Here is a 23,528-nt window from a genome sequence, read left to right on the forward strand (position 1 = left end):
AGACAGTGATCGAATGGAAAAATGAAATTATTGCAGCAATTTCAACGGGTTATAGCAACGGATATATAGAAGGATGTAACAATCGAACAAAGGTACTCAAACTGACTTGTTATGGCATACAAAAATTTAAACGAATGAGAAATCGGATACTTTATATGGCTGCATAAAAATAGAAAATAGCGAGGAGAAATCCCTCGCTAAAAATTCACTTTATGTTTTTACCCCAACACTTGACAAAGAACCGTTTATTACTCATTTCTTAAACAAAAAAATATGTATTACGCTTTTTTAGATTGTGCCAGATTAACGACCTCTGCATCTTTGCGCTTTGCTTCCATATCGCTATGTCCTTTAAATTTTGCACCTTCATCAATGCTTAGTATTGCAGCTTTCACATCACCAATCAATTGACCTGATTTAAAAATTTCAAGTTTATTAGAAATATTCACGTTCCCCGTAACAATACCAGAAATAAGCATATTGTCTGCTTTCACATTACCACTAACTTTGCCCAGCTCACCAATAATAACATCACCGGAAATTACAATATCTCCTTCCAGATTGCCATCAAGACGAATATTACCGCTGCCTTTGATTTCACCTTTAAGCTGCGTATTTTTACCAATTATTGTTTCAATTTCACTATTTACAGTCATGCCTGTTGATTTTTTTGTATTGCCAAACATTTCACCACATCCTCGTCCGCTTAAACAAAATACAGTTCAAACTATCATAACTTTCATTTAAAAATAATTTCTATAAATAACTTGACGGATTTACTGGTTTACCATTCACTCGTACTTCATAATGTACATGGGGCCCGGTACTAAACCCAGTACTGCCCATATAGGCAATAACCTGACCTCGCTTTACTTGTTGTCCAGTAGTCACTACGACTCGCTGTGCATGTCCATAACGAGTCATCAGTCCATTGCCATGATCAATATCCACCATATTTCCGTAACCACCAGAGTTCCATCCAGCAGCTGTAACAATGCCATCTGCAGTTGCTACAATAGGCGTACCTGCATCATTTGCAATATCAATGCCAGGATGAAAATCTGTTCCACCCCATCTAAGTCCGTAAGGAGAACTTACATCTCCCGTAGCCGGCCAAATTGAAGGCGTAACCGCTATAACCTCTTGCTGCACCGAAATTTTTTCTTTAAGGTCTTCCAGGCTTTGCTTCCGAACCGCAATATTTTTTTCAATGGCATCTAATGTGTCACTTAGATTTTGAATATTAGGCTGAATCAAAGGTCCACCCTGACCATCATGTGTGCCGCCAGCCCCTGGATTTGAATCCGTTCCATCATTAATAGAAGAAATTCGCCGAATTTCCGCTTCCATCTGATTGAGTTTATCAATATCATCCTGCAATGTACTCGCTTTTTTAGCTAATTGTAAAATCTGGGACTGCTGAATACTATTTACCTGGCGAAGTTCCGTAATCTCCGCCTGCTCACTGCCAGCTAAATGCAAGCTATATGTAGAATACCCAAATGCTCCTATAAATAAAACAATCCCGACCATAATCGACACAATACCATATTTAATCATACGAATCGGCAAGCGAATGCTACGTACTGTTTCACCCTGATGCGGAATAATTTTGATGGTATATTCCCGATGATCCGGCTTTTGAACTTGCTTATCCAAACAAAATCCTCCAAACTATAAATTATTTAAATTTATCTATATCTCTCTTTGATTTTCATAAAAAAAACCTTGCACTATAATATTATAGCACAAGGTTTTCATCTTTTAAAGATAATTTGACGTAAATTTAATATGCGAGGGACAATTCTTATCGAGGCCTATTCTCGTGCTTTTGCCAGTGCTTGTAATTCTTCATCGGTCAATGTATAAGATGAGGATCCATTTACAATTGGTTTCGCATAGGTTCTTGACTCTTCCCGTCCAAATAAACTTGATAAAATAATACCATTATTATTATCATCAAGCAGAGCTACAGCATAACTCAAATCACTACCAATTCCATCAAAAGCACTAAAACGTACAACCCCTACTTTATGCAATGATTTTTTGACCATAACATCAAGTCGTTTATTCTCTTGCTCAATTTGATTTGATTTTTGCACGGCTTCTCTGACTTCATCAATATGCCCCATCAGTATATGTTCTATATTGGCTCCATCCGTCCCGTTCATCATTTTTTTATAACGTTTTTGCATATGTGATACATTTAAATAAATATTAATAATAACAATATACATTATTAACACTAAGATTCCTAATCCCCCAATGATGTAAAACATATTCCCCATCATAAAGTTCATAAAAACTACATTGTCTATCGCCATTTCCAAGTCTCCTTATTTCATTTATAACCAACCCAGCCAAACAAAAAAAACTGCTAAGGGAATCGCTGGTAATAAATTCGCTGTTTTAATATTTACAATTTCGAGCATCGACAAACTAATTGCCACAATCAAAATTCCGCCAACACCACTGAGTTCATGGATCATCGCCGTGGATACCACATCACCAAAAAATCCAGCTCCGATTGTGATAGCACCCTGATAAAGCAAAACTGGAAAAGCCGAAAAAGCCACACCAATTCCCATTGTAGCTGCAAAAATCACGGCTGCAATCCCATCAATCAAAGCTTTTGCATAAATAATCGAAGCATCGCCCGTAAGACCAGCCTGAATACTGCCAACAATAGCCATAGCCCCAATACAAAAAACCAAAGATGCCGTAATCAAACCTTTGCCAACATCTCCATACTGCCTGCCAAACTTTTCAGTTACTTTGGCACCAAATCGATTGAGAATGCTATCTATATTGATAAATTCTCCTACCAAAGCGCCCAAAGCCAAACTCAAAATAACAATAATGATATTTTCACTCACCAATGCCATTTTAATGCCAATCAAAAAAACGGCTAACCCAAGCGCCTGCATAATCGTTTTTTTATAACGGCTGGGGATACCTTGCTTCATTAATAACCCTAAAAAGGCTCCGGCAATGATTGCTAAAAAATTTACAAATACGCCCTTCATGCACTCTCCTTATTCCTTCTATATGCTTTTCCACCAAGTTATTTTATCACAAATCATCTACATTACCTAAGAAAAAGCAAAAAATTTTCAATCCGGAGCGACTAATTTAAACAATAAATTGACCTTGCTTCAAACTACTTTGAATCGCTGTCGGTTTCGTTAGTGTTTCTAAAATACGTTCCAAATCTTCCTCTGAATAAAATTCAATTTCAATCTTACTTTTTATTTTTCCTGAGCGAATTTTCACTTTTGTTCCTAAAATGACTTGCAAATGATCTTCCGCTTCAACTACAAAAATTTCTTTTGGTTTTGGTATAGTCTCCTCACGTTCTTCACAATCCTTCAAATAGGTAGGCACTTTTATTAGTTTTTTCACGAGATCTTCCACAGCTCGAGCTGATAAGTTTTCCGCAATAATAAAATCAGCAGCTTCTATCTGTAAATCTGCCTCCGCTAAGCCGAGTAAAGGTTTCGCCTGTCCCATTGTCAAAGATCCATTGGCAATATACGACTGAACCGGCACGGATAAATTTAAAAGGCGCAGGAAATTGGCAATATGCGAACGGCTTCGACCTACTTTTTGTGCAAGCAATTCCTGCGTAAAACCAAACTCTATCAACAAGCGTTCATACGCCCTTGCTTCTTCAATCGAATTTAGATCTTCACGCTGTAGATTCTCAATTAAAGCAATTTCTGTCATTTCGGCATCACTATATTCTCGAACAATCGCCGGAATCGTCTTACACCCCGCCAGCTTCGAAGCACGCAACCGTCTTTCGCCAGCAATCAATTCATACCCTGTTCCTTTTTTACGGACAAGAACCGGCTGTAGAACCCCATATTGAAGAACAGAATGCATCAATTCATCTAATGATTCATCATTAAATTCTGTCCTTGGCTGAAATTGATTTGGAACGATATCCTCCACACGTAAAGCTTTGACCTTATCTTTGGTATCGGCATCTAATCCCGCCGTATCCTGTATTAATGCACCAAGCCCCTTGCCCAATCCACTATGTGTTATTTTACTCATTTGCAATCACTTCTTTCGCTAAGGCCCGGTACACTTCTGCCCCTTTTGATTTTGGATCATATTCAATAATCGGTTGTCCATAAGAAGGTGCTTCACTGAGACGTACATTTCTTGGAATAACCGTTTGATATACATGCTCTTGAAAATGATTTTTTACCTCTTCCGCAACTTGCATCGACAATTTTGTCCGGGAATCGTACATTGTCAAAAGTACGCCCTCTAACGTTAAATCCGAATTCAAATTTTGCTGAACCAGCTTAACGGTATTCATCAGTTGAGAGACTCCTTCCAATGCATAAAACTCACATTGGATTGGCATTAAAACTGAATCCGCCGCGGTTAAGGAATTCAATGTAAGCAGCCCTAATGATGGCGGACAGTCAATAATCACGTAATCATAATTTTCTTTAATCTGATCAATCGCCCGTTTTAATTTTGTTTCGCGCGAAATAGCGGATACGAGCTCGACTTCCGCACCTGCCAGCTCAATCGTAGCTGGCAATATATGTAAATTTTCAAAATTTGTTTTTTGAATCGCCTCTTTAATTGGTAACCCATCTACTAAAACATTATAAATGGATTGTTCAATTTTGGATTTATCTACCCCATAGCCGCTCGTTGCATTGCCTTGCGGATCCACATCCACTAGTAAAACTTTCTTTTTCTCAGCTGCCAGACAAGCACTTAAGTTAACGGATGTTGTTGTTTTGCCTACGCCACCTTTTTGATTGGCGATTGCAATTGTTTTTGCCACAACTGTCACCTTCTTTCTTCAGTATCTATACGAATATCCCGTTTACAAATAGAAGCTCTTAAATTTATTGAATTCCACAACTTTTATACTTTATCCTGCTATGATAAGATGAAAAACTACAATTGGTGTAAATTTTATTTTGTTATATATTTTTCCTATAAGTTTTGATGCAATAAAAAGTATAAATCCAGCAAGAAAAATACTCACCGATTCAGACCATTTTATGTTAAAATAATACTACTTAAGCTTACAATATTACATAAATTACGTTACTATATATTTTGCATTAAAGAAATAGCATCTAAACTATTAGGCTGCCAGAAATTGAATATAGGCATCGTTTGCTTCCTCATGTAACACCACAGCACCCTATCCTCAATTCCTGACGATTGCCATATAAAATGTTCAATGCAACTTATATAGCTTAAAATGTTGCACGTGAAACATTTTAATAAAGGAGGAATTGACTTGCCTATTTATAATTCTGTATTAAAACAAATTGATCCTGTTGAAACAAAACGATACGCTGGTTTAGGCAAAGTTGATTTCAATGAGGCCATTATTCAAAAGGCCTGTTTAGAAGCACAGCTTCTGGCAGAACCTAAAGGAATCTGGCAAATATATAATTACAATGCTTGTAGTTACAAAGTAGAATCATCTCCAGAATTTTTAATCCGTGGTGAGAAAATTCGTAAACATCTAGCAACAGCTGCAAAAGTAATCGTATTAGCTGTCACAATTGGTGAGACTATTGAAAAACAGATCACGGATTATTTTAAACAAGGTGAATATTCATATTCCTTATTACTAGATGCTGCGGCAACAACGGCAGTAGAGCAAGCTGCGGATGATGTTGAAAAAACCATTAAACAATATACAACAGCACAAGGCTATCAAATGATTTGGCGATTTAGCCCTGGCTACGGAGACTGGAATATTTGCGTTCAGCCTGAAATGCTGCATTTATCCGACGCCAAAGAAATTGGCATAACTCTTACAGAATCCATGATGCTAATCCCCCGAAAGTCCATTACTGCTATCATCGGTTTAGTGCCAAATGCCAACACAAAAAATGAGATAAAGCAATCTTGTTCCGCTTGCAGCAAGCAAGATTGTCTGGCTCGCCGCAGTAGTTAATATTTCATTTTATTTTCACTTTAAAAATCAATAAATAAAAGGAGCTTTTTATGATATATGTTTTTGATGGTGCTATGGGTACTATGTTACAATCCGCTAATTTAAAACCAGGTGACTGCCCCGAACTATTAAATATCGTTCAACCTGATCTAATAAAAAAAATTCATCTGGATTATATTTCCAGTGGTGCTGATATCATTGAAACCAATACATTTGGAGGAAATCGAATTAAATTAGAGCATTACGGCTTAGCAGATCGCACGAGAGAAATTAATATAGCAGCTACAAAAATTGCAAAGGATGCCGCAGGCAAAAAGATAAAGGTAGCCGGATCAATGGGACCAACCGGAAAATTTATTGAACCCTTAGGTGAACTTAGTTTTGATGAAGCCTATAGTGTCTTTTTTGAACAAGCCCGTTATTTAGCCGAAGCAGGAGTTGATTACATACTCATTGAAACCAGTATTGATATTCAAGAAATGCGTGCCGCACTTCTTGCAGCAAAAACAGCTACCAATCTACCAGTAATCTGTCAAATGTCATATAGTAATGATGGGCGTACCGTTACTGGAACCGATCCTCAAACAGCCGCCATTACGCTTGAAGCAATGGGGGCTGATATAATCGGTGCAAACTGCTCTTTAGGTCCTGAACAATTATTACCTATCATTCGGATGCTAGCACAAAATACCACAAAACCCATTAGTGTACAACCAAATGCGGGAATGCCTCATTTGGTTAATGGGAAAACTATCTTCCCCATGGATTCTACAGAAATGGCACAATGGGCACCACAGCTAATTGAAGCCGGGGCCAGTTTTATTGGCGGCTGCTGTGGGACAACCCCTCAACATATTGCTGCTATAAAAAAAGCCATTGCCGGTCTAAAGGCATCAACAAGGAAGCAGGCCCTGCCACGACTTGCGCTTACGAGTCGCAGCAAAACAGTTTTTATTGATAAAGATTTGCCAACGGTTTTAATTGGTGAACGCATCAATCCAACGGGACGCAAAAAACTTGCCGCAGAAATAAAATCCGGATCGTTTTTATCGGCAAAAAAAGAAGCATTAGAACAAATCCAAGCTGGTGCTCATATTCTAGACATCAATATGGGTGTAGGTGGAATTGATCAAACAGCCGCAATGAAAAAAGCCATTACTGAAATTGCCCAGCTTGTTGATGTACCATTAGCCATTGACACGAGCGATGCTACAGCACTCGAAGCAGGGCTCAAAGCATATCCTGGTCGAGCACTCATAAATTCAGTCAGTGCAGAACCAGAACGTCTAGAAACCTTTCTACCGTTAGCAAAAAAATATGGAGCAGCTATATTGTGTCTGCCAATTTCAGCAAATGGTGTACCAAAAACAGCTGACGAACGCCTTCAAGTTATGGAAACGATTCTTAATGAAGCATTCGAATTTGGCCTCAAGGCAGGTGACTTTTTACTAGATGGTCTTGTTATGACAGTTGCCGCAGAGCCTAATGCTTGCCAAGAAACATTAAGCACATTACGTTTGTATCGAGAAAAGTTTGGCTATCCCAGCACAATGGGACTTAGCAATATTTCTTATGGTTTACCCAATCGACCACTCATCAATTCCACTTTTTTTGCAATGTGCTTAGCCGCTGGGCTGGATGCCCCGATTATGAATCCTTATGATAAACCAATGCAAGATACACTGCTCGCCAGTGCTGCCTTGATTGGACACGATCAAAACGGGCGTGCTTACAGTTTAATCGCGTCCAATCAAGCTGTGCCAAAAGGAGCAGCCACTGCACCAGAAATAGATGTCGACATTCTGACAGCAATAAAAGTTGCCGTTATGAATGGTGAAAAAGAAGCCGTAGCCTCGCTAGTTGAAAGAGCTTTGGCTGAGAAATATCTACCAACAGAAATCACGGAAAAAGCATTAACTGCCGCCATGAATGACATCGGGATTGGGTTTGGGAATGGAAAATTATTTCTGCCTCAAGTTTTACTTTCTGCTGAGGCAATGCGTGCTGCTTTTTTAAAAATAAAAGAAATCTTACCTGCGCAAAATTTACAAAGCAATGGTACCGTGGTCATTGCTACAGTAAAAGGAGATATTCACGATTTAGGGAAAAATATTGTAGCGGCATTATTAGAAAACAATGGTTTTCATTTGATTGATTTAGGAAAAGATGTTGATGCGGATACTATTGTCCGTAAAGCTCTTGAATACGATGCGGATATTGTTGGCTTATGTGCGTTAATGACAACAACGATGACGCAAATTGATACCGTAATCCATGCACTCAAAAAAGCTGGCAGTAACGCAAAAATAATGGTTGGTGGTGCTGTCCTTACACAAGAATATGCCGATCAAGCCGGTGCGGACTGTTATGCCCAGGATGGTGTCGTAGCCGTAAATTTAGCAAAAAATCTTTTAAAATAATGTTTCACGTGCAACATTATATAAACAAAAAGCAGCAAACAAATTTGTTTGCTGCTTTTGTTTATATATATCGAATGTATTAAATCAATGATATCCATCCTCTTAGTCTATCAGAAAAAGGAGGGCATCGTTTGCTTCCTACATAACGCTACTCAACCCTATACCTCTTTCATGACATTGCCATATGAAATAAGAAGAATTCCGACCACGGACAAAATAAGTGTTGCACGTGAAACATTTGCTTGTCTCATTTAACTCAATATTTTAGCTAACCTCAAATAGTCCGGATCTAAACTTTTTATATTTGTTACAGCATCATGCAAATCAATACTGACAATTTTACCTTTTTGAAAACCAAAAACGATATTTGATAAACCAGAAATCAACGCTAATGCCGCTTTTTCACCAAGGCGACTTGCTTTCAAACGATCCTCAACGGAAGGCGATCCTCCACGCTGAATATGGCCCAAAACTGATATACGTGTATCAATCCCTGTTTTATCGCCTATAATTTTACCAATCGCGGTGCCACTGCCAACGCCCTCCGCTACAACAATAATACTAGAACGTTTGCCACGAGCATATCTAGTCTTCAAATTATCACAAATAGCATCCAAATCATATTTTTCTTCTGGTACAAGAATATATTCTGCACCACCAGAGATACCCGCAACCATCGCTAGCCAACCCGATTTACGGCCCATAACCTCAATAACAATAATGCGGCTATGCGCTGATGCCGTGTCCCGCAGTTTATTAATTGCTTCAACAATCGTATTCGCTGCGGTATCGGAACCAATCGTATAATCCGTACCCCAAACATCATTATCAATCGTCCCCGGTAAGCCAACAATCGGGATTCCTTGTTCCGCACTTAATTTTTGGGCACCACGCAAACTACCGTCACCACCGATAATAAGTAAACCCTGAATACCTTTTTTGACCAAAATATCATATGCTTTTTTACGACCTTCTGGTGTTTCAAATTCTGGACAACGCGCCGTTCCCAAAAAGGTTCCCCCACGCTGAATAATATCACTTACCGATTGCGATTTCATTTCAAACATATTTTCTTCTAATAAACCTTTGTAGCCATCATTGATACCCCATACCTTAACCCCTTCATATAACGCGGTTCGAACAACGGCTCGAGCCGCTGCATTCATACCAGGACTATCTCCGCCGCTTGTTATCACCGCAATACTTTTTAACATAAAATGATCACCTCCTGCTCTATAGTATTCGCTTCTCAACGAAAAATTCCTGTAAAATCTATAACCATGTAGCTATAGAGAAAAAATGAAAGCAGTCAGGCTAGAAAAAATAAAAACATTTTCTAACCTGACTGCTTTAGAACAAAATACTTTACATTAGCCTCGCGTTTTGCCACCTGCAACATTATATGTAACACCGTGAACATAGCCCGCGCGCTTGCTGCTTAAAAACAAAACAAGATTCGCTACTTCATCCAATTTTCCCGGACGTCCAAGTGGTGTAGTTACTGTACTATTATAGCCAGAACGAAGTTGTTCAACTGAAATATCTCTTGTATACGCTAAAGCTTCTTCATATTGAATCGTTCGTAATCCCGTTGCTTCAAGAATACCTGGTGCCACACCAATCACACGGATATTATGCTTACCTAATTCCTTTGCCCAAGAGCGAGTAAAAGAATTGACTGCATTTTTAGTAGCAGCATAAATACTTTGTCCCTCAGAACCTTCCAGACCACTTTCCGAGGACATATTAATGATGACGCCTTCACCATTTTTAATAAATTCTTTACCAACAGCCTGTGCACATAGATATACACCTTTCAAATTAACTGCTACAACTTTATCAAAAACGGCTTCAGTTAGCTCATATTGACTAGCCGGCTCTTTGGCATCAATTAACAAGCGAGGGATATTAATACCAGCATTATTAACAAGAATATCAATTTTGCCAAATTTCTTTTTGGCCAGATCAAGCATCAAAGAAATACTTGCCGCTTTCGTAACATCGGTGACAACATACAACATTTCACCACTCGCTGAATGCATATCAAACTCTGGCTGACTCGGATTCATATCACAAACTACAACATTCGTTCCATTATCTAAAAACATTTGTGCAACTGCCTTACCAATGCCTGACGCCCCACCAGTCACAATTGCTGTTTTTCTTTCTATTTCCAACCAAGATTCCATTTTTATCTCCCCTATTCTAATTTGACCAAATATCCATCCAGCCTAAAGTATGTGCATTTCTTCACATTTTATTTTTATAGAAAAGGCCGTCGCGTACGCTGCAGCCTTTATTATATTCTTTATTAGATCAAACACGTATAATCGTAAGTTCATCCCCTAAGGTTATTGCCCCAATTGGCAAATCCTCAAGATACAAACTACCTTCTAAGGATTCGCCTTCCTGATTATTATTAAAACGCAATGTAATATGTCCCAGATCTTGTAAATTTTTCTGCACTTGATTTCCGACAAAAACGATTTTATATTTGCGTTGATTTATTTGAAAAATATCTCCTATTTTAACAAGACCTTGTAATTGATTTCCATCATGAAGTACACAATAATCAACTAACTCTTCTGGAGCATTTTCATTAAATAAAATCATCATTTTTTCACTTTTGAAAGATTCTACTAAAGACCCCAGCTTCACTACTTTTGTCTTATAAATTATCTGCATTCGTAATACCCCCGAAAAATTCAACTTTTTCGGCAGAATAAAATCTCTTAACTTTATCCTGCCAATAAAAGTTGTTATTTTATTTAACTTTCATATAAGCCAAAACTAGCCAACCAAGCAATTGCTACTGTAAGCGGTCCTGTAATAAAGCGGGAATAAAGTACAGATGGTACCCCAACTTCAACCGTTTCAGCTTCCGCTTCTGCCAGACCTAACCCCACGGGAATAAAGTCACAGGCAGCTTGTGCATTAATAGCAAATAGTGCTGGCAATGCAAGATGCGGCGGAATACTGCCTTTACCAATTTCCACACCAACTAAGACCCCGATAACCTGTGCTATAACAGCCCCCGGTCCTAAAAATGGGGAAAGAAATGGAAATGAACATATAAGTGATAAAATCAGCAGACCACCAAAGGATCCTGCGAGTGGTGTTAAGAAATTCGCGATAACATCACCAATTCCTGTACTTAAAACGACACCGATAAGCATCGATACAAATGCCATAAACGGTAATATGGTCTTAATAATCGTATTAATTGTATCACGCCCGGCTTGGTACAATGTAGCGGTAATCGAACCCATCATCTTACCAATTTTCGCCATCGTCCCAACCTGTTGTTCCGATATTTTTTTGCTTGTATCATAAGAGCGTTTGCTGGTGCCTCCAGGTACAGCTGAAGTCGAAACGGCGGCTGCCACTGATCCGTCACTGAATGTAATATTGGCTTCTGTTACATTGGATACATAAATATCTGCTTTAATATGCTGTGCCAGCGGGCCACTAGGTCCTGTTGGATTCAGGTTGATTGTTGGTATCCGTTTTTGCGGATAAATACCACACCGAAGCGTACCTCCGCAATCAATTACCACACATAACGTTTCATCGTCCGGCACCTTGGTTTTAAAGCCATCAATAAGTTCGCAACCCGTCATCTCTACAATTTTCTGTGAAATTGGTGAAATTACACCACCGGTTATATTTACCACTTTATTTTTCTTATCCGTTGGCGTGAGCACAAGCGGACCGCCAAAGCCCCCCTTACCTGCGGATACAACAATTTCTTTATAATCTGCCATTTTAGTAATCTCCTTTACGTTATCATTCTCATGTTCAGTATTTAGGACTTGATTGCGACAACTTCCGTACTTAATTTAACACCCTGCTGTTTTTCAACATAAGATGTCGTAAAATCCGTAATCCAGCCTCTTAAGAAATTCGTTACAATCCCAACTAAGAAATAACGTAATGCCAGGTCAACGGTAGGAAAACCAAGCTGAGTAATGCCATTTGCAATTCCTAAGAAAACAAAAAGTTCACCAGGATTTACATGAGGAAATAACCCATTTAAGGTATGACAAGAAAATGAACTTGCCGCATAATAACTTGGTTTGAATTTTTCTGGCATAAACTTGCCCAGTGATAATGTCATTGGATTACAAAAGAAAAATGTCCCAATAACAGGAAGAATCATATACCTTGCAATTACGTTACCTGCACAAAGATGCGCAAGTTTTTCAATTTTATCTTCGCCAACAAAACGAATAATAGCATTCATTGCTACGAGTAAACAGATTAAAGTAGGAACAATACCGGTAACCAGAGAAACAAATGTTTTACCTCCTGCATTAAACATACCGATAAAACCTTGTGCTAAGAAAACTAATGAATCCATAAATAACCCTTCTTTCTTTTTGACTTTTGGCATATTAATCATTTATCACAATCAAAGGTTTGAAAATATTTTGGTATAAACGAATATCGAATGAAACACAAAGACCTGCTCAGTCAGCTAATTCATTGGCTGTAGTCATCATTTTTTTTTCCAATTCCAACTGGCTAAATGATTTATAATCTTCGACAGCCTGTAATACAGCTTTTTTAGTCTGTTTAGGCAGCCCTGCACAAACCATCTCATTTAGGTCTAATAAGTTGATTCCATTCAAGCAGTCAAATGACTTCACACCAGCAAAGATTGTTAGTCCTTCAATTTTTTCACCTTTGATGATATTGCAGTTTTCATCAATACACAACAATACCACTGCACCTGCGACCACTCTGCCTTTAGATCGGCCAATTGCAACTCTGCCAAAGGATCTAAGGTGCTTCAGATGGCGATTGAAGCGGCGAAACTGCAAAAGACCTAATACACATTGCAAAATCCACATCAAAGCCCCCAATAAAATCAACCACAACATTATATGTTCCTCCTTTAATACTCTTCAAACAAAATCCAACCCTTTGAATTTGTAATCCATATATTTGCTAAATTAAATCAGTGCACCTCCTTCATATTCCAATAACAATTTTGCTGTATCTTCATCAGAAATTAATACATTAATAATTTTCCCTTTAAGTGCCCCATAAATAGCCGGAACTTTTTCCTTTGAAGCAGCAATCCCGATTGAATATTCCAATGTTCTAAGTTTTTCCAGGCCAATTGCAATTATTTTATCGGTAAAGTCAGTTTTTACAACTAAACCATTGCTATCATAAAAAATAGAACAAATTTCGCCGACTACGCCAGATTGAGCCAAACCATCAATACTTTCCTTAGCAAAAGCACCAGTAGCAAAATCTCCAGCCCAAACAAGATTCGAAGATTTAACTGGAGCTCCAATACCGACAAAAGCAATATCCATGTTGTCCCAATATTCAACTATATTCGCATAATTTACATCTTGAATAATCGCCTCGCGAATCTCCGCTGTTTTCGTAATAGCCGGCGCATATAAATAATGGCTGTTTGAAGAAAATGCCTGCGCTACCTTATAACAAATCGTATTAACATGAAATTCACTATCAATATTTTCTGGGCCACCTACCAGCGGAACAAAATCAACTGATACCGGGCTGCAATGTTCTAAAGCAGACTGTCTAGCCAATGCACCGATTGAACTCCCCCAGGCAAAACCAATTATTTTATTAACCGCAATAATTCGTTTTAAAAAAGCCAGTCCGGCTTTTCCCATATTATTTTTTACTTCATCCGAATCAGAATTGGATGAAACAATATAAACTTCCTTAAGATTAAATTTTCGTTCCAAAGCTGCTTCTAAATATGCATAAGAATCATCAACAATTGATATTTTAACAAGTCCCGCGTCCATGGCTCTTTTTAAATATTTACTTACAGTTGTACGATTCATCCCCAGCTTAGCAGCGATATCACTCTGTTTCATATTCTCTATATAATACATGTTCGCCACTTTTATTAATAAACGTCGTTCTACCGGTATCATCAATACACCACCTATTTATATTTATAATGTAATGCATTGTCACATATGTTCCTATACATAACATTTGTTATCCTTGTGCTTATAATAAACTATACAAGGAAAAAAATCAAGTGCAAATCGTAAATATTTTATCATTTAGACTCTTTTTATATTGTTTTTCCCTGAATAATATACATTAAAGCTACTATTTGTTTTTTTATTTATTATTTAATCTTGTTTTATCCATAAAAGCCACCCCCGCCAATCTGCAACTATAAAAAATAAAAAAGCGGCTCAGCTTGACAAAAAAGAGCCCCAATGATACATTCATACTAGAAGTTGTTATACGACTGACGGAAGTGGAAATGACCACATGAAGTATAGCAAAAAAGAGCCGACCGTCTGGGCAAAAAAGACCCAAGACAAGTGGGCTCTTTTTTATATCTTTTTTTAAGTAAAGGAGATTCTCTATATGAATGAAATTAAACTAAAATATGGCTGTAATCCAAATCAAAAGCCAGCAAAAATCTTTGTTGAATCCGGTAATCTTCCCATTACTGTATTAAATGGCAACCCTGGTTATATCAATCTCTTAGATGCATTCAACAGTTGGCAGCTCGTCCAGGAATTGAGTCAAGCGACCGGTCTGCCGGCAGCAGCATCCTTTAAACACGTTAGCCCAGCTGGAGCTGCTGTAGCGACACCACTATCCGATATTTTAAAAAAAGTCTACTTTGTTGATGGCATCGAATTGTCCCCCATTGCAACAGCCTACGTTCGGGCGCGCGGTGCCGACAGAATGTCCTCTTATGGTGATTTTGTCGCTTTATCGACAGAATGTGATGCTCAAACAGCATCTTTTCTTGCCCGTGAAGTATCGGATGGGATTATCGCACCATCTTATTCTGCGGCGGCACTCGAAATACTCAAAACAAAACGCAAAGGCAACTATCTAGTCATTAAAGTTGATCCAAGTTATGAAGCACCAGTGATTGAAAAAAAAGAAGTTTTTGGTATTACTTTCGAACAAAAACGCAATACTTTAAAAATAGATGCCACTTGTCTTGAGACAATTCCGACGAAAAAGAAAAACTTATCAGACAATGCAAAACGTGATCTTTTAATTGCGCTCATCACACTTAAATATACACAATCTAATTCTGTATGTTATACCAAAGATGGTCAGGCGATTGGAATTGGAGCTGGTCAGCAGTCACGCGTCCATTGTACAAGACTCGCCGGCAGTAAAGCCGATGTATGGTATTTAAGACAAAATCAAAAAGTAATTCAACTGCCTTTCAAAACAAATATACGTCGTCCAGACCGCGATAATGCGATTGATACCTATATTTCAGATGATTATATGGACTTGTTGCAAGATGGTGTTTGGGAAACAGTCTTTACCGAAAAGCCCGCCGTTTTTACAAAAGAAGAAAAATCGGCTTGGCTGAAAACACTGACGGGTGTAGCACTCGGGTCCGATGCCTTTTTCCCTTTTGGCGATAATATTGAACGGGCTCACAAAAGCGGCGTTGATTTTGTAGCACAAAGCGGCGGCTCAATTCGCGATGATAATGTAATTGAAACCTGCGATAAATATAATATGACTATGGCATTTACCGGAATCCGCTTATTTCATCACTAATGAAAACTAGAGAATTACAAAAAGAGGCACAAATTGGTGAAGTTGAACTTCATCAATTTGTGCCTCTTTTACGTCTAAAAAACCGTTAAAATTCACACTACAGTATTACATGGCAATTCGCAGCACGTTATCAAAAAAATTACTGCCACCAGACTTCTTGATTTTTTTCTCTGGAGATAAAACTTTCATTTTTTCAATCACAACTTGATACAAGGAATCTTCTACACTTCCAGGTACAATATTTTCCCAATTTGCATCAAGATATGGTTTTTGGACGAGATCGTTTGTGGGGCGTCCAGCAATTTCGGCTTCGCATAATAACTGAATCTGTTTTTTTGCTGGACGAAGATAATAATGTTCTAAAATATAAGTTTGCGGATAATGATAAGCTGTATCTTGTGGTTCAACGAGCTTAACCCAAACATCAATTAGCTGTTCATCATCACGATAGGGACAGGCAATTCGCTGTGCCGTCTTCACATCTAAATAATACGTATAGGTCTCATCCGCAAAAATCTGGACAAAGCGATCTGTCACCACCGTATCTTTTTTATCCGAGCTCGCTTTTTCAGCCGATAAACCACTACTGGAAGCATCAACTGGCTTTGAAGCCGGTAACGGTGGTTGTGCCGCTTGACAAACAGCTGCAAAAGACAACCATATGGCAAAAAATAAGAAATAACGTTTTAACATAAAAATCCCCTCCACATTTAAACAAATACAAAGACTATTTTTTCTTGTGTTTTGGAATGATCATCTTCACCGTAATATACTCTTCTGACTGTTCTTGCTGAACCTTCACTTTCAAACCAGACTGCTTCATCTGATCAACAACTTGGTTTATTGTATTAAGGAAAATCCTCACATCGCGCACAATTCTTACAACATTTTTACGAGAAACTTTCGGCGTTATTTCCTGGGAAATTTCCTCTAACATGTCTTGAATCAAAAGTTCTGTATCGCGTACATTTAGTGATTTTTCAATAATCACCAGCAAAGCTTCCTGCTGTTTCGCTTCATCTGGTAATTTTAAAAGAGCCCGCGCATGACGTTCCGTAAGTTTTGCATCACATAACTCAGTCCGAATTTGTATACTTAATTTCAATAGACGTAATTTATTAGCAATCGTTGACTGACTTTTTCCCATACGTTTAGCAAGTTCTTCTTGTGTAAACCCAAATTTATGTAAAAGTTGAGAAAAACCTTCTGCCTCTTCAAGAAAATGCAAATCTTCTCTCTGCAAATTTTCAATCATAGCAATTTCAGCCATTTCAGTATCATTTAATGTTTTTACAATAACCGGAACTTCTGTAAGTTTTGCCATTTTAGAAGCACGTAGCCTGCGTTCACCAGCTACAAGCTCATACCCTAAACCCTTTTTCCTCACTAAAAGCGGTTGGATGACACCAAACGATTGAATTGATGCCGCTAAATCTTGTAACGCCTCAAGCTGAAACGTCTTACGTGGTTGAAATGGATTAGGAATAATTTGTGTAATATCTAAAAATTGTACATTGTTCCTAGTGTCGCTTTCCTGCTGCAATTCGGCTGAAGTATCAACAGCGGCAACAGTTAGCGGCAAAGCTTTTTCAATTACCGCAACATCAGCTTGTGTCACAGTATTTTCAGCCTGAGTTTTGGATGTATCAGAACCTATTCCAAACAATCTGGCTAAACCTTTCATTCACCCACCCCTATATCTATAACATGATTTGAAAATTGATTCATTTAGTTAGTTCGTTTCCTACTCAAGAAAACCCTTTTTCTTACTAAGAAAGGGGACTTTTTTCTGGGGTACCTGCTTTACGCGGATAAACCGTTGGCGTCTTCTTGATTTTTTTTATATAAAGCACCGCCCTAATATCATCAAGTCCAGGCAATTTCACAGGGACAATTTTTTCAAGCTTTCCGCCAAGGATTGCAATTACCCTATTTGCCTCATCCACTTCATCTGCATACTGCATACCCTTAAGTGCCACAAAATATCCCCCAATTTTTACAAATGGCAGACAATATTCACATAAAACAGTCAATCTAGCCACGGCTCTTGAAACAGCAACATCAAACTGTTCCCGATACTGTTTTTGCCTGGCCCCTTCTTCCGCACGAGCATGAATGATGGTTGTGTTTTCTAATTTGAGTTCATCGACTACGCACTGCAAAAATTTTACTCGTTTATTTAAAGAATCCAATAAAGTCAAATCTAAATCAGCTTGAAAAATTTTAAGCGGCAAACCAGGAAAACCAGCGCCTGTACCAACATCAATAATATGTGCTCCAGCAAAAAATACAGTCTGATCAAAACAGCTGATAGAATCAATCATATGTTTGACAGCTACCTGATCTGGCTGTGTAATCGCCGTAAGATTAACCTGCTGATTCCACTTGATCAGTAAATCAAAATATTTATTATAAGCCTCCGCTTGATTTTGTGTCAGCGATAACTGATAGAGAGCTGCCGCGTTACTTAACTCTTCACTAAAAATCATCTTATTCCTCCACTACGGCGATTTTGTTCAAGATACACCAGTAGAATTGAAATATCTGCTGGAGATACTCCTGAAATACGACTGGCCTGTCCGATCGACCGCGGTTTAATAAAGCTCAATTTTTCACGCGCCTCATCCCGTAAACTAGGCACAATCGCATAGTCAATACTTTCAGGAAGCAATTTTTCTTCTAATTTTTCGGTCCGTTCGACTTGTTCTAATTGTTTTTTTATATAACCTTCATACCAAACCATAATTTCTAGTTGATTTTTGACCTCCGCTGAAACAGCGGGCAGCTCAAATTGACTTTGCACCAAATCATAGGATAATTCCGTACGTTTCAGTAAATCATATAGCGAAGTTGTGGTACGAATATCCGAGGATCCGATCGCCTGTAGTTTAAGTAACGTTTCTTTATTCGGGTTTATTTTTATATTTTTCAATAAAATCAAGGTTTCTTCAATACTCTGCCTTTTTTCACTAAATCTTGCATACCGTTCATCCGAGACAAGACCTACACGTCTACCTTTTTCTGTTAAGCGCAAATCCGCATTATCCTGCCGCAGCAGTAAGCGATATTCAGCCCGCGAAGTCATAATTCGATACGGTTCATGTGTCCCCTTCGTTACAAGATCATCAATTAAAACACCGATATAAGCATCCGAACGTTTCAAAATAAGTGGTTCTTGATCTGTCACAAGCATAGCAGCATTAATACCAGCAATCAGCCCCTGCGCAGCAGCTTCTTCATAACCAGATGTCCCATTAGCCTGTCCAGCCGAAAAAAATCCATGGATTTTTTTAAATTCTAACGACAATTTAAGTTGAAGTGGATCTACGCAGTCATATTCGATTGCGTAACCCGGTCTCATAATCTGAACATTTTCCAGACCAGGAATTGTTTTCAAAAATTTCATTTGCACATCAATCGGTAAACTTGTGGACATCCCTTGCACATACATTTCTTCTGTATTTAAGCCTTCTGGTTCAAGAAATAACTGATGCTTTTCCTTATCGGGAAAGCGAACAATTTTTGTCTCAATCGAAGGACAATAACGCGGACCAATACCTTCTATCATTCCATTGGCCATTGGTGCGCGATCTAAATTATCCCGAATAACCTGATGAGTCTGTTCATTCGTATACGTAAGCCAGCAGGGCACTTGTTCCCGCGTCGTAATATCACTCATAAATGAAAAATTGTGGGCCTCCTCATCTCCTGGCTGAATAATCATCTTTGAAAAATCCAACGTACGTCGATCAACACGTGCTGGTGTCCCCGTCTTGAAACGCATCAGCTCTACACCTAAGTTTTGCAATGATGAAGATAATTTTTCAGCTGCTCGCTGCCCATTTGGTCCACCAGTATAACTATTTTCACCAAGAATTATTTTCCCGCGTAAATACGTACCAGATGCCAAAATTGCTGCACGACAATAATAAATTTCACCAGTTTCAATTTGAATACCTTGAATCGTATCATTTTCGACTAGCAATTTTTCCACCAATAATTGTTTCACGTCAAGATTTTGTTGAGTCTCACACGTTTCCTTCATCGTAAATTGATACAGTTTTTTATCTGCCTGTGCTCTGAGTGCGTGCACAGCCGGTCCTTTTCCTGTATTGAGCATACGATATTGAATACATGTTTTATCTGCATTCAACCCCATCTCACCGCCCAGTGCATCGAGTTCACGTACTAAGTGCCCCTTCGCTGGACCACCAACTGATGGGTTACATGGCATCATCGCAATATTATCCATATTTAACGTCGTAAGCAATGTCTTACAACCAATCCGAGCTGATGCCAAGGCAGCTTCCACTCCGGCATGACCAGCTCCGATGACAATGACATCATATTTCCCTGCAACAAACACAAAATACATCTCCTTATAAACTATTTTCCAATACAAAATTGACTGAAAATCTGATCAATGATATCTTCACCGACCGTATCACCTGTAATTTCCCCCAATTTTTCCCATGCAGAACGCAGATCAATCACAATAAAATCGGGTGACATTTCACGATGTATTGTCTGCAGTGCTTCCTCAAGATGTTCATCGGTTTGGCGCAAAGCCTCGATTTGACGAACATTATTCACAAAAGCACCTTCTTCAGCTTGCACTTGCCCACTATAGACCATATCCACAATCGCTGTTTCAAGTTCAGGTAAGCCAGCTTCCGAGATAGTCGAAATTTCTATTATTTTATGATTTGGCAGAACAGATTTAATATATGCAATATCTAATTTCGCTGCCAAATCATTTTTATTGATAAGAATCAAGGCTTCTTTGTTTGCAAGTAATGCCAAGATTTGTTTATCCTCACTAGATATTTCCCGGGAAAAATCAAACAAAGCTAAAACAAGATCAGCTCGTTCAATATAGCTACATGCTTTTTCCACCCCAAGTTGTTCAACGATATCTTCCGTTTCACGAATTCCCGCTGTATCAATGATTTTAAGCGGAACACCACCAATATTAGCATATTCTTCTATAATATCACGCGTTGTACCTGGGATATCAGTTACAATCGCTCGATTTTCATTCAATAATAAATTCAAAAGACTAGATTTTCCAACATTTGGTTTACCAATAATTGCTGTTTCCAAACCTTCGCGTAAAATACGTCCCGTTTTCCCTGTTTTTAATAGTTTAACCAGCTCTTCCCGCAAAATAAGGATATTGTCTCTTACTTCATCTGTTGCAACTTCATCAATATCATCTTCAGGAAAATCGATGGCTGCTTCTAAGTGAGCAATCATTTCCAAAATCTGATGCCGATACTCACGAATTTTATCAGAAAAGCATCCCTCTAACTGCCCCACAGCCATACGCAAAGAGGCATCCGTTTTAGAACGAATAATATCCATGACTGCCTGTGCCTGTGATAAATCAAGTCGTCCATTTAAAAAAGCCCTTTTCGTAAATTCACCAGGTTCTGCTAAGCGTGCTCCTGCCTTAAAAGTCAATTCTAAAATTCTTCGCAACGGCAGGCTACCGCCATGACAATGAATTTCTACAACATCTTCGCGCGTATAAGAATGCGGTGCATACATTGGAATGCATAAAACTTCATCTATAATGGTTGAATTCACCGGGTCAATCACACTACCATATGTTGCTTGATGTGAAATAATATCTCTCATTGGCAGATGATTTTTAGCTTGAAATATCTTACTAGCAATGTCGACAGCCTGCTTACCGCTAATGCGAATAATTCCAATACCCCCTTCACCCACCGCAGTTGCAATAGCACTAATTGTATCAATTTGCATTGTTTTATCACCTATAATACCCTTTCATTCTTATTCAAAACAGATCTACAAAATAAAGTTATATCCGTTCAATCTATTATTTTATATCATAGCAGATTAAATAAATAAAGTCATGAAACCGTAGATAAAATTCAACAAAAAAATAGAGCCATCCCAAATAAAAATTTGAGACAGCCCTTTCACAGTTCTCTCGTCGTCCAATATATCACATGTTACAGTATGGATACACAAAAATCAAGCACTCTGCAAAAAATACTATAATCAATAAAAAAGCACGCCATAAGCCGCCTTTTTATTTCAATTATTCCTCACAGCAATTACAACTTTTCGATAAGGCTCTTCACCGTCACTATAAGTCATAATCCGATTATTATCCTGTAATGCAGTGTGTATAATCTTACGTTCATGACGATTCATCGGCTCAAGAACAATTTTTTCTCCAGAACGCCGTACCTTATCAGCCAGACGCATCGCTAAACGACATAGAGTTTCCTCTCGACGTTTCCGATAATCTTCTACATCAATAATTATTCTAATTTTTTCTTCGCTCAAATCACGATTTGCTGCTAAATTTGTTAGATACTGTAACGCATCTAATGTTTGACCATGTTTACCGATTAAAATTCCCAAATCATTTCCTTTGAGATTAAAGATATAATGATCTTCTTTTGCGGCTTGTTGAATTTCAACAGCAAGTTTCATCGATGAAAAAATCTTATGCAAAAAATCAAGTGCAACCTCAACCGGAGTCAATTTTTTTACAGTTACCTTTACCTTTGCAAGTTTAGCACCAATGAGACCAAAAAAACCGTTGGTTGGTTCTACCATAACTTCATAATCAACACGGTCTTTGGTTAAATTAAGTTCCGCCAGTGCCGAATTCAGCGCTTCTTCAATAGTCTTACCGGTTTTTTCAACTGCAGCAGCCATTGTTAAGCAGCCTCCCTTTTTATAGTGTTTTCACCACGATACATCCACCATTGCTGTAAAATCTGCATAAGATTACTGATAACCCAGTAAATAACAAGTCCAGAAGGGAAGGTACAGCTAATCCAGCCAATAAATAAAGGCATAAAGATCATCATCATTTTTGTCTGTTGATTCATTTCTGCCGACGTTTGTTTTTGTTGAACAAACGTGGTCAGGGCAGACAAAACAGGTAAGATGTAAAATGGGTCTGCATCCGATAAACTAGACATCCACAAAAATTGCGGATCACCGACATAATTAAAGTCTCGAAGCGCATAAAACATTCCCATCAAAATCGGCATCTGAGCAATAAGCGGCAAACAACCAGCCAATGGATTTACACCGGATTCTTTATATAGTTTTGCCATTTCTTTTTGTAGTACGTCCGGATTTTTTTTATGCTTTTCTTGCAGCTTTTTCATTTCCGGCTGCATATCCTGCATTGCCTTCATTGATTTCACTTGTTTTACCGTTAATGGATAAAGTAATAATTTAATGACAATAGTCATTAAAATAATTGCCAATCCATAATTTTCTAAACCAATGGTTCCACTGATATGATAGAAAAATTCTAAAATGCTTTGCAGAAAACCTATCAGCATATCGAATATAAACAAAATCTCACATCCTCAACTTGTTATCTCTATTACTTCACAGGGTCATAACCGCCTGCATGAAAAGGATGACATCGTAAAATTCGTTTTACGGCCATCCAGCCACCACGCCGTGCCCCGTATTTTTCAATTGCAATTAACGCATACTCCGAACAAGTCGGGATAAAACGACAAGACGGCGGTTTTAGCGGAGAAATACCAATCCGATAAAATGTTACCAAAAAAATAAATATCCGTTTCATTTTAATCCGCCTC

25 protein-coding genes and 1 riboswitch are annotated in these 23,528 nt (G+C 38.3%); of the genes, 4 read left to right on the forward strand and 21 right to left on the reverse strand.

From position 1 onward, the window contains the following. Window positions 1-5: 5 nt before the first annotated feature. Window positions 6-167 (forward strand): transposase, encoded by a 162-nt coding sequence (locus F606_RS24040; protein ID WP_407635986.1) that lies wholly within the window; start codon window positions 6-8, stop codon window positions 165-167. Between the two features lie 111 nt (window positions 168-278). Here the strand turns inward: F606_RS24040 and F606_RS0118145 are convergent, their stop codons facing one another. From F606_RS0118145 to F606_RS0118170, 6 genes are all read right to left on the reverse strand, one after another. Then, the gene (locus tag F606_RS0118145) at window positions 279-686 is read right to left on the reverse strand and encodes a bactofilin family protein (RefSeq protein ID WP_019555310.1); all 408 of its coding nucleotides are present in this window, start codon (window positions 684-686) and stop codon (window positions 279-281) included. Window positions 687-756: 70 nt separating this feature from the next. Continuing rightward, a complete protein-coding gene (locus F606_RS0118150) occupies window positions 757-1,659 on the reverse strand; it encodes a M23 family metallopeptidase (protein ID WP_019555311.1) in 903 nt (300 codons plus the stop codon). A 158-nt stretch (window positions 1,660-1,817) separates the two neighbouring features. Beyond that, window positions 1,818-2,324, reverse strand: coding sequence for a DUF4446 family protein (locus F606_RS0118155; RefSeq protein ID WP_019555312.1), 507 nt, complete (start codon window positions 2,322-2,324; stop codon window positions 1,818-1,820). A 21-nt stretch (window positions 2,325-2,345) separates the two neighbouring features. Further along, entirely contained in the window at window positions 2,346-3,026 is a 681-nt protein-coding gene (locus tag F606_RS0118160) for a DUF554 domain-containing protein (RefSeq protein ID WP_019555313.1), read from the reverse strand. A gap of 106 nt (window positions 3,027-3,132) precedes the next feature. Next, a complete protein-coding gene (locus F606_RS0118165) occupies window positions 3,133-4,059 on the reverse strand; it encodes a ParB/RepB/Spo0J family partition protein (protein ID WP_019555314.1) in 927 nt (308 codons plus the stop codon). Then, window positions 4,052-4,813, reverse strand: a complete 762-nt coding sequence (locus tag F606_RS0118170) for a ParA family protein (RefSeq protein WP_019555315.1) — start codon at window positions 4,811-4,813, stop codon at window positions 4,052-4,054. The genes F606_RS0118165 and F606_RS0118170 overlap by 8 nt, the downstream gene beginning before the upstream one ends. Before the next feature lie 468 nt (window positions 4,814-5,281). Between F606_RS0118170 and F606_RS0118175 the strand changes: the two genes are divergently transcribed. Both F606_RS0118175 and F606_RS0118180 read left to right on the forward strand, forming a co-directional pair. Continuing rightward, window positions 5,282-5,950, forward strand: coding sequence for a vitamin B12 dependent-methionine synthase activation domain-containing protein (locus tag F606_RS0118175; protein ID WP_019555316.1), 669 nt, complete (start codon window positions 5,282-5,284; stop codon window positions 5,948-5,950). 50 nt (window positions 5,951-6,000) lie between these two features. After that, a complete protein-coding gene (locus tag F606_RS0118180; protein ID WP_019555317.1) occupies window positions 6,001-8,370 on the forward strand; it encodes a homocysteine S-methyltransferase family protein in 2,370 nt (789 codons plus the stop codon). 251 nt (window positions 8,371-8,621) lie between these two features. On the opposite strand, the gene pfkA is transcribed toward F606_RS0118180, so the two are convergent. The 7 genes from pfkA to F606_RS0118215 form a co-directional block, all read right to left on the reverse strand. Continuing rightward, window positions 8,622-9,584 (reverse strand): 6-phosphofructokinase, encoded by a 963-nt coding sequence (gene pfkA / locus F606_RS0118185; RefSeq protein ID WP_019555318.1) that lies wholly within the window; start codon window positions 9,582-9,584, stop codon window positions 8,622-8,624. A 156-nt stretch (window positions 9,585-9,740) separates the two neighbouring features. After that, window positions 9,741-10,559 carry an SDR family oxidoreductase gene (locus F606_RS0118190; RefSeq protein WP_019555319.1) on the reverse strand — a complete coding sequence of 273 codons (819 nt, stop codon included), beginning with the start codon at window positions 10,557-10,559 and terminating at the stop codon, window positions 9,741-9,743. A gap of 127 nt (window positions 10,560-10,686) precedes the next feature. After that, a complete protein-coding gene (locus F606_RS0118195) occupies window positions 10,687-11,055 on the reverse strand; it encodes a PTS glucitol/sorbitol transporter subunit IIA (RefSeq protein WP_019555320.1) in 369 nt (122 codons plus the stop codon). Between the two features lie 83 nt (window positions 11,056-11,138). Then, window positions 11,139-12,134 carry a PTS glucitol/sorbitol transporter subunit IIB gene (gene srlE / locus F606_RS0118200; protein WP_019555321.1) on the reverse strand — a complete coding sequence of 332 codons (996 nt, stop codon included), beginning with the start codon at window positions 12,132-12,134 and terminating at the stop codon, window positions 11,139-11,141. Window positions 12,135-12,175: 41 nt separating this feature from the next. Beyond that, a complete protein-coding gene (srlA, locus tag F606_RS0118205) occupies window positions 12,176-12,730 on the reverse strand; it encodes a PTS glucitol/sorbitol transporter subunit IIC (RefSeq protein WP_019555322.1) in 555 nt (184 codons plus the stop codon). Window positions 12,731-12,839: 109 nt separating this feature from the next. Further along, window positions 12,840-13,253 (reverse strand): transcriptional regulator GutM, encoded by a 414-nt coding sequence (locus tag F606_RS0118210; RefSeq protein ID WP_019555323.1) that lies wholly within the window; start codon window positions 13,251-13,253, stop codon window positions 12,840-12,842. A 72-nt stretch (window positions 13,254-13,325) separates the two neighbouring features. After that, window positions 13,326-14,297, reverse strand: a complete 972-nt coding sequence (locus tag F606_RS0118215; RefSeq protein ID WP_019555324.1) for a sugar-binding transcriptional regulator — start codon at window positions 14,295-14,297, stop codon at window positions 13,326-13,328. 315 nt (window positions 14,298-14,612) lie between these two features. Beyond that, window positions 14,613-14,691: riboswitch (ZMP/ZTP riboswitch) on the forward strand. Between the two features lie 57 nt (window positions 14,692-14,748). On the opposite strand from F606_RS0118215, the gene F606_RS0118220 reads away from it, so the two are divergent. Further along, window positions 14,749-15,921: a phosphoribosylaminoimidazolecarboxamide formyltransferase gene (locus tag F606_RS0118220; RefSeq protein ID WP_019555325.1), complete on the forward strand. Its 1,173-nt coding sequence runs from the start codon at window positions 14,749-14,751 to the stop codon at window positions 15,919-15,921. 105 nt (window positions 15,922-16,026) lie between these two features. Here the strand turns inward: F606_RS0118220 and F606_RS22470 are convergent, their stop codons facing one another. The 8 genes from F606_RS22470 to yidD all read right to left on the reverse strand — a co-directional run bounded on the left by F606_RS22470 (window position 16,027) and on the right by yidD (window position 23,515). After that, window positions 16,027-16,614 carry a hypothetical protein gene (locus F606_RS22470; RefSeq protein WP_019555326.1) on the reverse strand — a complete coding sequence of 196 codons (588 nt, stop codon included), beginning with the start codon at window positions 16,612-16,614 and terminating at the stop codon, window positions 16,027-16,029. A gap of 34 nt (window positions 16,615-16,648) precedes the next feature. Further along, the gene (gene noc / locus F606_RS0118230) at window positions 16,649-17,605 is read right to left on the reverse strand and encodes a nucleoid occlusion protein (protein ID WP_019555327.1); all 957 of its coding nucleotides are present in this window, start codon (window positions 17,603-17,605) and stop codon (window positions 16,649-16,651) included. An 85-nt stretch (window positions 17,606-17,690) separates the two neighbouring features. Then, complete coding sequence (gene rsmG / locus F606_RS0118235; RefSeq protein WP_019555328.1) at window positions 17,691-18,410, reverse strand: 16S rRNA (guanine(527)-N(7))-methyltransferase RsmG; 720 nt, start codon at window positions 18,408-18,410, stop codon at window positions 17,691-17,693. After that, complete coding sequence (gene mnmG / locus F606_RS0118240) at window positions 18,407-20,287, reverse strand: tRNA uridine-5-carboxymethylaminomethyl(34) synthesis enzyme MnmG (RefSeq protein ID WP_019555329.1); 1,881 nt, start codon at window positions 20,285-20,287, stop codon at window positions 18,407-18,409. The genes rsmG and mnmG overlap by 4 nt, the downstream gene beginning before the upstream one ends. Window positions 20,288-20,307: 20 nt before the next feature. Further along, window positions 20,308-21,690 (reverse strand): tRNA uridine-5-carboxymethylaminomethyl(34) synthesis GTPase MnmE, encoded by a 1,383-nt coding sequence (mnmE, locus tag F606_RS0118245; protein WP_019555330.1) that lies wholly within the window; start codon window positions 21,688-21,690, stop codon window positions 20,308-20,310. Between the two features lie 297 nt (window positions 21,691-21,987). Beyond that, window positions 21,988-22,620, reverse strand: coding sequence for an RNA-binding cell elongation regulator Jag/EloR (gene jag, locus F606_RS0118250; RefSeq protein WP_019555331.1), 633 nt, complete (start codon window positions 22,618-22,620; stop codon window positions 21,988-21,990). A 2-nt stretch (window positions 22,621-22,622) separates the two neighbouring features. Further along, window positions 22,623-23,261 (reverse strand): YidC/Oxa1 family membrane protein insertase, encoded by a 639-nt coding sequence (locus F606_RS0118255; protein ID WP_033368640.1) that lies wholly within the window; start codon window positions 23,259-23,261, stop codon window positions 22,623-22,625. A gap of 44 nt (window positions 23,262-23,305) precedes the next feature. Then, window positions 23,306-23,515, reverse strand: coding sequence for a membrane protein insertion efficiency factor YidD (gene yidD, locus F606_RS0118260; RefSeq protein ID WP_019555333.1), 210 nt, complete (start codon window positions 23,513-23,515; stop codon window positions 23,306-23,308). Window positions 23,516-23,528: the final 13 nt, after the last annotated feature.

This window comes from Propionispira raffinosivorans DSM 20765, assembly GCF_000381065.1.
GTDB classification, from domain to species: Bacteria; Bacillota; Negativicutes; order Selenomonadales; family Selenomonadaceae; genus Propionispira; species Propionispira raffinosivorans.